Genomic DNA, 8,122 nt, shown 5'->3' on the forward strand with positions numbered 1-8,122 from the left:
GGTGTTACCGCAGGCGCTTTCCGACGAGCCCAGCCGCCAACGTGTTCCCACTTGCCTGGTCGACAAGGAGGAAGTTGCCCACCGCACCGCGGGCTGCGTACTGCTCGACGGGCAGTTCGTCGGCGGTGTGGATGGTCACGTGCGCGATGTCGTTGAGTGCGACTGCCTCGGCTGCGGTGTTGTCGCCTTCGGCGCCGTCGATGTCCAGGACGCGCTCGACGCTGGCCACGCGGGCGCGGACGAACGCAGTGCCGATGCGCAGCTTCACAGCTTGGCCTGCGCGCAGGTCCTTCTCGTTGAGGCCGACGACGGTGGCGTCGAACTCGCGCACATCCTCGGGGCGTGAGCCGGAGGCCAGCAGGTCACCGCGGGTGAGGTCGATGTCGTCGGTGAGCCGCAGCGCCACGGAGTCGCCGGCATGGGCGGTGTCCACGGGGCCGTCGGCGGTGTCGATGCCGGCGACGGTGGTGGTGCGGCCGTAGGGGGCGAGGATCTCGTCGCCAACCGTGATCGATCCGGCGTTGACGCGGCCCGCGTAGGCACGGTAGTCGGAGGCGTGTTCACGCAGCACGACCTGGATGTTGAAACGGAAGTCCAGGTCATCGGCGCGGCCGCGCTGTACCGGGATGCTCTCCAGCAGTTCGAGCACGGTCGGGCCGGTGTACCAGGGCGTCGCGTCGCTGCGCTCCGCGACGTTATCGCCGCGCAGCGCGGAAATCGGCACGACGTGCGGCTCCTCGATGCCGAGTTCGCCGGCCTTGGCGTCGAATTCGGCCTTGATCTCGTCGAAACGCTGCTGCGAATAATCAACGAGGTCGATCTTGTTCACCGCCAAGATCACGGTGCGCACGCCGAGCAGTTTGGCCACGGTGAGGTGGCGGATGGTTTGTTCGACGACGCCGTTGCGGGCGTCGACAAGCAGCACCACCACTTGCGACGTGGACATGCCGGTGACGGTGTTGCGCGTGTACTGCACGTGGCCTGGGGTGTCGGCGAGGATGAACGTGCGCTTGTCGGTGGCGAAGTAGCGGTAGGCCACGTCGATAGTGATGCCCTGCTCGCGCTCAGCGCGCAGGCCATCAACCAGCAGCGACAGGTCCAGGCCCTCGAAGCCGCGGTCGGCGGAGGTGCGCTCCACGGAGGCGAGTTGGTCGGCGAGCACCGACTTTGTGTCGTGCAGCAGGCGGCCGACGAAGGTGGACTTGCCGTCGTCGACGGAGCCGGCGGTGCACAGGCGCAGCGTCTCGCGGGCGGACAGTGCGGCGGTGGCAGTTTCGGCAGCGCCGGTTTCAGGGGCGTTTTCGGAGGTAGTAGCGGGTGCGATGGTTGGGGCGGTCATCAGAAGTAGCCTTCCTTCTTGCGGTCTTCCATGGCGGATTCGCTCAGGCGGTCGTCGGCACGAGTTGCGCCGCGTTCGGTCAGGGTGGAGTTAGCGATCTCGACGAGGACTTCGTCGATCGTTTCGGCGTCGGAGTCGACGGCGCCGGTGCAGGACATGTCGCCGACGGTGCGGTAGCGCACCCGGCGCGTGTGAAGCTGTTCGCTGTCGCGGGGGCCTCCCCATTCGCCGGGGGTGAGCCACATACCGTCGCGGCTGAACACTTCGCGGTCGTGGGCGTAGTAGATGGATGGCAGTTCGATGCCACGCGCGCCGATGTACTCCCACACGTCGGCTTCGGTCCAGTTGGAAATTGGGAAGACGCGGACGTTTTCGCCGGGCAGGGTCGCGCCGTTGTAAAGGTCCCACAGTTCGGGGCGTTGGCGGCGCGGGTCCCAGCCGCCGAAGGAGTCGCGGACGGAGAAGACGCGTTCTTTGGCGCGGGCACGCTCTTCGTCGCGACGCGCCCCGCCCAGCACGGCGTTGTATCCGACCTCGGCGATGGTTTCCACCAGCGGCACGGTTTGCAGCGGATTACGGGTGCCGTCGGGGCGTTCTTGCAGGTCACCGCGGTCGATCCAATCCTGCACATGCGCGACTCGCAGACGGAGCCCATGCTTATCGACGACACCATCCCGGAACTCAATCACCTCCAGGAAGTTATGCCCCGTATCCACGTGCAGCAGCTCAATCGGCGGCTTAGCCGGGTAAAACGCGCGGCGCGCTAGTTCCAGCACCACGCAGGAATCCTTCCCGCCGGAAAACAGCAGGCCAATCTTGTCGAACTGCCCCGCCACCTCGCGGATGATGTGGATCGACTCGTTTTCTAAATCCTTCAGGTGCGGCGATAGCTGCGTTGCCGTTGCCGTTGCTTGCGTCATTGTGTTGCTCCTTGTTGTCCGGTTGTTGCGCTTCTCGGCTACTCGTGCAGGCCGCACTCTGTCTTGGTGGCAAACGCCCAGCGCCCGGCGCGTGGGTCCTCCCCTTCCGCCACGGGCAGGGTGCAGGTGGCGCAGCCGATGGAGGGGTAGCCCTGTCGGGTCAGCGGGTGGATGATCAGGTCGTTGTCGCGCTCGAATGCGGCGGTGTCCTCCAGGGACCAGGTGACCAGCGGGGAGATCTTCAACCGGCCGGTTGCATCGAGGCTGAGCGCGGGCGCGTCGGCGCGGGTGGGTCCGTCGGCGCGGCGCAGCCCGGTGATCCAGCCGGCGTACGGGCTCATATGCACCGCCAGCGGCTCGACCTTGCGCATGCGGCAGCACGCACCCGGGGCGCGCAGGTACAGGTTCGGCCCGTACGTCTCGTCCTGCTGTGCGCGGGTCAGTTGCGCCTTCGCCCGCACCAAGCGGTGTGAGGGGTAGCGTGCCTCCACCTGGTCGGCCACCTCAAGGGTTTCCGGGAAGTGGTACTCGGTATCCAGGAACAGAAAGTCCGCGCCGGGCAGGTGACGCTGCGCAAGTTCGGCGAGCACCGTGTTTTCCATAGACAGGGTCACCACGAGTGGCCCCGGCGCGTATTCGTTCGCCCACTGGAGAATCTCGGAGGCGGGGGCGTGGTGGAGTTGGGCGGCCCAGTCGTCGACAAGCAATGCGTTTTGCTGCGCCACCTCTTCGGGCAGCGGCGATGTCGTTGTCGGGCCGTCGGGGCTGATATCGGGGTCGCGGAAGTCGCTGGGCTGGTTGAGCAGGTTAATCATTGGTTGCCTTTCAATGCGCCGGTGTGGCCGTGGCGTGCGAGCGAGGCCTGCAGCGCTTCTTCCGTGGATGGCGCCTTCGACGGCGCGCCTTGCGGGTCGTCCTGTCCGTGGAACTTCACCTCGAAGATGCGGAGGCATTCGCAGCACTTCCACGCGAATTCGGTCTGTTCGTTCGGCCACAGGTCCTCGCCACCGCAGTAGGGGCAGAAGGTGGGAAAGTTGCGGTTCGGGTTTGGTTCGCGGCGAAAGCTCATCGCAGGTCCTCCTCGTCGGCGCGCGCGACCCAGTCGCGGAAGGTCTCAGCGCCTTCACGCTTATCGACGAAGCGCTGCACCACCCGGGCCACATACTCCGTCAACTCACTGGACAACACCTTGTGACCACGCAGTTTCCGGCCAAAGTTCGCGCCCTCGCCGATCGTGCCGCCAAGGTGTACCTGGAAGCCTTCGACCTTTTCGCCGTGGCCGTTATCCACCATCTGGCCCTTCAAACCGATGTCGGAGACCTGGTGGCGGGCGCAGGCGTTCGGGCAACCGTTGAGCGAAATGGTGATCGGCGAATCCAGGTCCCCGAAGCGCTCCTCCAACTCATCGGCGAGTTCGATGGCGCGGGACTTGGTGGTCACGTGCGCCAACTTGCAGTACTCCAGGCCAGTGCACGACAGCAGGCCGCGGCGGAACTCGCTCGGCTTGGAGTACAGGCCCATCTCCTCCAGATCCGCCTGAAGGTTTTCCACGGCACCCGGCTCGACCCCAAGCAGCAACACCTCTTTGAACGGGGTGAAGCGCAGATCCGTCACGCCGTACTTCTCCGCCAGGTCAGCCAGGGCGATGAGTTGCTCGCCCGACATGTGGCCCAGCGTCGGCTTCACACCGATGTACAGGTTGCCGTCCTTCTGCTCATGCACGCCGATGTGGTCGCGGTCTACCAGGTTGTTCGGGGCGTGCGGGCCGTCCGGGAGTTTGTATCCCAGATAGTCCTCTTCGAGGATCTCGCGGAACTTCTCCACACCCCACTCGGCCACGAGGAACTTCAGACGGGCACGGTTGCGCAGGCGCCGGTAGCCGTAGTCGCGGAAGATGCGCACCACGTTCGCCCACACGTCCGGGACCTGCTCGAGGGTGACAAAGGCGCCGAGGGATTGTGCCAGCATCGGGTTCGTCGACAAGCCTCCGCCCACATAGCACTCAAAACCGGGGCCGAGCTCGGGGTGCTCGACACCAATGAAGGCAAGATCGTTGATCTCGTGGACCACGTCCTGGCGCGCATTGCCGGAAATGGCGGACTTGAACTTACGCGGCAGGTTTTGGAACTCCTCTGCGGTAACGATCTCCTGGATCTGCCGAATCGCGGGCGTGGCGTCGATGATCTCATCCTTGGCAATGCCGGCCACCGGCGAGCCTAGGATCACGCGCGGCACATCCCCGCAGGCATCCCAGGTGTTCAGGCCGTTCGCCTCCAGCTTCTCCCAGATCGCCGGGACGTCCTCGATGCGCACCCAGTGGAACTGGATGTTCTGCCGATCCGTCAGGTCCACCGTGGAGCGGGCGTAATCGCGGGACAACTCCCCGACGGCGCGGGCTTGCGCGGTGGAGCAGATGCCTCCGTCGAAACGGATGCGCATCATGAAGTACTTGTCCTCAAGCACCTTGTTGTCCTCGCCGGTGAACTCGCCACCCAGGTTCTGTTTGCGCTGGGTGTACAGGCCAAGCCACTTGAAGCGCGGGTACAGGTCCTCGCGATCGATCGAGTCGAAGCCGCCCTTGGAATAGGTATCGATCACACGCTGCTTCACGTCGAGGACCGGGGACGCCTGCTTGATTTCTTCATCGTGGTTGAGCGGCGCGGTGCCGTCGATAAGCCATTGCCCCTGCGGCTTCTTTGCGCGCGGTTTCGCGGTTTTCGTTGGTGCGGTCACGGGCCCTCCAAAAGTAGACCGGTCGGTTCGGCGATGCTGTTCATTTCGGTGTTGATGGGCAAGCATGCCGTACCGGCCTGTCTAGCACAACCAAAACGCCGAAACTGCCGGTTAAGCGCGTGAATGTAATAGGTTGACCGCGTCCATCAAGGCCTGTTTTACTTGTCCCGCGAAACACGAATGTAAATCGCTGACACTTTAAGACCGATCTGTCTATGCGCTATAGTGTCGGTCATCGAAAAAATTCCCCTTTTGCGAAAGGACCATCACCTATGAGCTTGCGCGTCGCCGTCATCGGCGCCGGCCCCGCCGGCATTTACGCCTCTGACCTGCTCATCCGCAACGAAGAGCACGACATCCACGTCGACCTTTTCGAGCAGATGCCCGCCCCGTTCGGCCTCATCCGCTACGGTGTTGCGCCCGACCACCCGCGCATCAAGGGCATTGTGAAATCCCTGCACAACGTGCTGGACAAAGACAACCTGCGCCTTATCGCCAACGTGACCGTCGGCCGCGACATCACCATCGACGAGCTGCGCGACTACTACGACGCCGTCGTCCTCTCCACCGGCGCTGTACGCGACCGTGAACTGCTCATCCCGGGCGGCAACAAATCCATCGGCGCTGGCGAGTTCGTCGGTTTCTACGACGGCAACCCGCGCTTCGAGCGCGATTGGAACCTCGAGGCCAAGGAAGTCGCCGTTATCGGCGTGGGCAACGTGGCCCTGGATATCTCCCGCGTGCTGGCCAAGACCGCCGACGAGCTCGCCGTCACCGAGATCCCGGACAACGTCTACGAGTCCCTGAAGAAGAACCAGGCCGAGACGGTCCACATGTTCGGCCGCCGCGGCCCCGCCCAGGCGAAGTTCACCCCGAAGGAACTGCGCGAACTCGACGAGTCCGACACCATCCAGGTGCTCGTCGACCCGGAGGACATCGACTACGACCAGCTCTCCGAAGAGGTCCGTCGCGCCGACAAATCCATCGACCTCAACTGCCAAGTGCTTGAGCAGTACGCCATGCGCGAGCCGGACGACTCCCCGCACAAGATCTACATCCACTTCTTCGAGGAACCGGTCGAGGTGCTTACCGACGACGCCGGCAACATCACCGGCCTGCGCACCGAGCGCCAGGAACTCGACGGCAAGGGTGGCATCCGTGGCACCGGCAAGTTCACCGACTGGCCGGTCCAGCAGGTCTACCACGCCGTTGGCTACCGCTCCGAGCCGGTCGAGGGCGTCCCGTTCGACCTCGAGCGCCACGTCATTCCTAACGACGGTGGCCGCGTCCTGGTCACCGCCGAAGAGGGTGCCGCACCGGAGGAGAAGCTGTACGTCACCGGCTGGATCAAGCGCGGCCCGGTCGGCCTGATCGGCAACACCAAGTCGGACGCGAAGGAAACCACCGACATGCTCATCGCCGACGCCGACGCCGGCAAGCTCGCCGCACCGACCCACACCGGCAAGGACGAGATCCTCGACCTGCTTCGCGAGCGCGGCATCGACTACGCCACCTGGGCCGGCTGGTACAAACTCGACGAGGCCGAGCGCGCCCTCGGCGCCGCCGACCCGACCTTCCCGCGTGAGCGCAAGAAGATCGTCGAGTGGGAAGACATGCTGGGCCACTCCCGCGCCGGCGAGTAACGCCGTGTGGTGCGCGGCCCGCGCACACCCAACAGCGCGCACCGCTTGATGTACACCGAATCGACACGTCCGCGCGACGTGTCGATTTTTCGTTGCCCAATCGACATGACGCGCCCGCGCACCGTAGCGGCCCCCACAGCCAAAAAGGCGATATCGTCTTTTGCACCGATCGGCGAGACGCGACCTGGGGTTTTGCAACGGCGCACCCTGTAAAAGACGATATCGGGGTTTAGCGTCGGGTCAGCACCTCGAGCGCTGCCGTGTTCAGAAACACCTTCGACCGCCCCGCCTTCTGTTCTTCGAGGATGCCGGCCCCGACCAGCTGCGACAGCCACATCGATGCTGTCTGCCGCTTCGCCAGTCCCGCATCGATCACGTCCGTGATGCGGACATACGGCTGAACGAACAGCAGCTCCGCCAGTTCGGCTGCTGGCGAGATGCCGGCTTCGCGGACACGGGCGGTGGTGGTGTCCTGGAGGGTGCGGAGGTCGTCGATAAGCAAGCTTGTGCTCCGGGCCGACTCAGTCACCGCGTTGACCATGAACAGGATCCACTGCTCCCACCCACCGTCTGCGGTGACCGCGCGCAGCAGCCGGTAATACTCCGCTTTCCTATCGACGATCGTCCCTGACAGATACAGCACCGGCAGTGACAACACCTTCTCTTGCAGCAACAACAAGATGTTGAGGATGCGGCCGATGCGGCCGTTGCCGTCGTAAAACGGGTGGATAGCTTCGAACTGGTAATGCGTCACCGCCATCAACACCAGCGGATCCAACCCGTGGTCCGAGTAGATGTAGCGTTCCCACGCCGAAAGGTGGCGTTGCAGCACGTCGAGGCCTTCGGGTGGGGTGTACGCGCGCGTGCCCGTGACCGGGTCGCCGATGTAGGTACCCGGTGTTGAGCGGAGCGTGGCCTGCCCACCCTGCAGGGTCGAGCACACCTCAACCGCAACCTTCTCCGACACCGGCCTATCCACGATCAGGTCCACGCCGCGCCGCAGAGCATCGCGGTAGCGCAGCGCTTCCTTGGTTGCCGGCGTAGGCTCCAGATCGATGCTCCACTGAGCCCGGAACAGCTCATCGTTCGTGGTCACAATGTTTTCGATCTCTGTCGATGCCTGCGCCTCACGCAACGGGATAGTGGAGGTGATGATCTCCGGGTTCGGGATCAACCGGCATGCGGTGTTGAGGGCGGCCAGTTCGCTGCGAGCGTCGATAACAGCCTTGAGCACCTTTGCGGTCTCAAGCGTGTGCTGTGGTGGCAGCGGCGGAAGATCGTTGTACGGCTTCGCAGGGTCGAACGCCGCTGTGTTTCCAGTCATGTCGAAAGAATAAACACGTCCGCGCGATGTGTCGATTTTTTGTTGCAAAATCGACATGACGCACCCCGCGGACCGCTGCTACAACCACAGCCCAAACGGCGATATCGTCTTTTACACCAACCACCGGACCGCGACCTGGGGTTTTGCAACGGCGCACCCTGTA

Annotated in this window: 7 protein-coding genes; 1 reads left to right on the top strand and 6 read right to left on the bottom strand. The window is 64.2% G+C overall.

Going from position 1 to position 8,122, the window contains the following annotated elements:
* Positions 1 to 4: 4 nt before the first annotated feature.
* Genes HMPREF3048_RS08415 through HMPREF3048_RS08435 form a run of 5 tightly spaced genes read right to left on the bottom strand, consistent with a single transcriptional unit; the run spans position 5 to position 4,992 of the window.
* Positions 5 to 1,339 carry a sulfate adenylyltransferase subunit 1 gene (locus HMPREF3048_RS08415; RefSeq protein ID WP_070771857.1) on the bottom strand — a complete coding sequence of 445 codons (1,335 nt, stop codon included), beginning with the start codon at positions 1,337 to 1,339 and terminating at the stop codon, positions 5 to 7.
* Entirely contained in the window at positions 1,339 to 2,259 is a 921-nt protein-coding gene (gene cysD / locus HMPREF3048_RS08420; protein WP_070771858.1) for a sulfate adenylyltransferase subunit CysD, read from the bottom strand. The genes HMPREF3048_RS08415 and cysD overlap by 1 nt, the downstream gene beginning before the upstream one ends.
* 38 nt (positions 2,260 to 2,297) lie before the next feature.
* Positions 2,298 to 3,074 (bottom strand): phosphoadenylyl-sulfate reductase, encoded by a 777-nt coding sequence (locus tag HMPREF3048_RS08425; protein ID WP_070771859.1) that lies wholly within the window; start codon positions 3,072 to 3,074, stop codon positions 2,298 to 2,300.
* Positions 3,071 to 3,328, bottom strand: coding sequence for a hypothetical protein (locus tag HMPREF3048_RS08430; RefSeq protein WP_070452160.1), 258 nt, complete (start codon positions 3,326 to 3,328; stop codon positions 3,071 to 3,073). The genes HMPREF3048_RS08425 and HMPREF3048_RS08430 overlap by 4 nt, the downstream gene beginning before the upstream one ends.
* Positions 3,325 to 4,992, bottom strand: a complete 1,668-nt coding sequence (locus tag HMPREF3048_RS08435; protein WP_070771860.1) for a nitrite/sulfite reductase — start codon at positions 4,990 to 4,992, stop codon at positions 3,325 to 3,327. The genes HMPREF3048_RS08430 and HMPREF3048_RS08435 overlap by 4 nt, the downstream gene beginning before the upstream one ends.
* 272 nt (positions 4,993 to 5,264) lie before the next feature.
* Between HMPREF3048_RS08435 and HMPREF3048_RS08440 the strand changes: the two genes are divergently transcribed.
* Positions 5,265 to 6,635: an FAD-dependent oxidoreductase gene (locus tag HMPREF3048_RS08440; RefSeq protein ID WP_070771861.1), complete on the top strand. Its 1,371-nt coding sequence runs from the start codon at positions 5,265 to 5,267 to the stop codon at positions 6,633 to 6,635.
* Between the two features lie 229 nt (positions 6,636 to 6,864).
* Here the strand turns inward: HMPREF3048_RS08440 and HMPREF3048_RS08445 are convergent, their stop codons facing one another.
* On the bottom strand, positions 6,865 to 7,959 hold the full coding sequence (locus HMPREF3048_RS08445; protein ID WP_246818881.1) for a Fic family protein: 1,095 nt from the start codon (positions 7,957 to 7,959) through the stop codon (positions 6,865 to 6,867).
* Between the last annotated feature and the right edge of the window lie 163 nt (positions 7,960 to 8,122).

The organism is Corynebacterium sp. HMSC075D04 (assembly GCF_001815635.1).
GTDB classification, from domain to species: Bacteria; Actinomycetota; Actinomycetes; order Mycobacteriales; family Mycobacteriaceae; genus Corynebacterium; species Corynebacterium coyleae.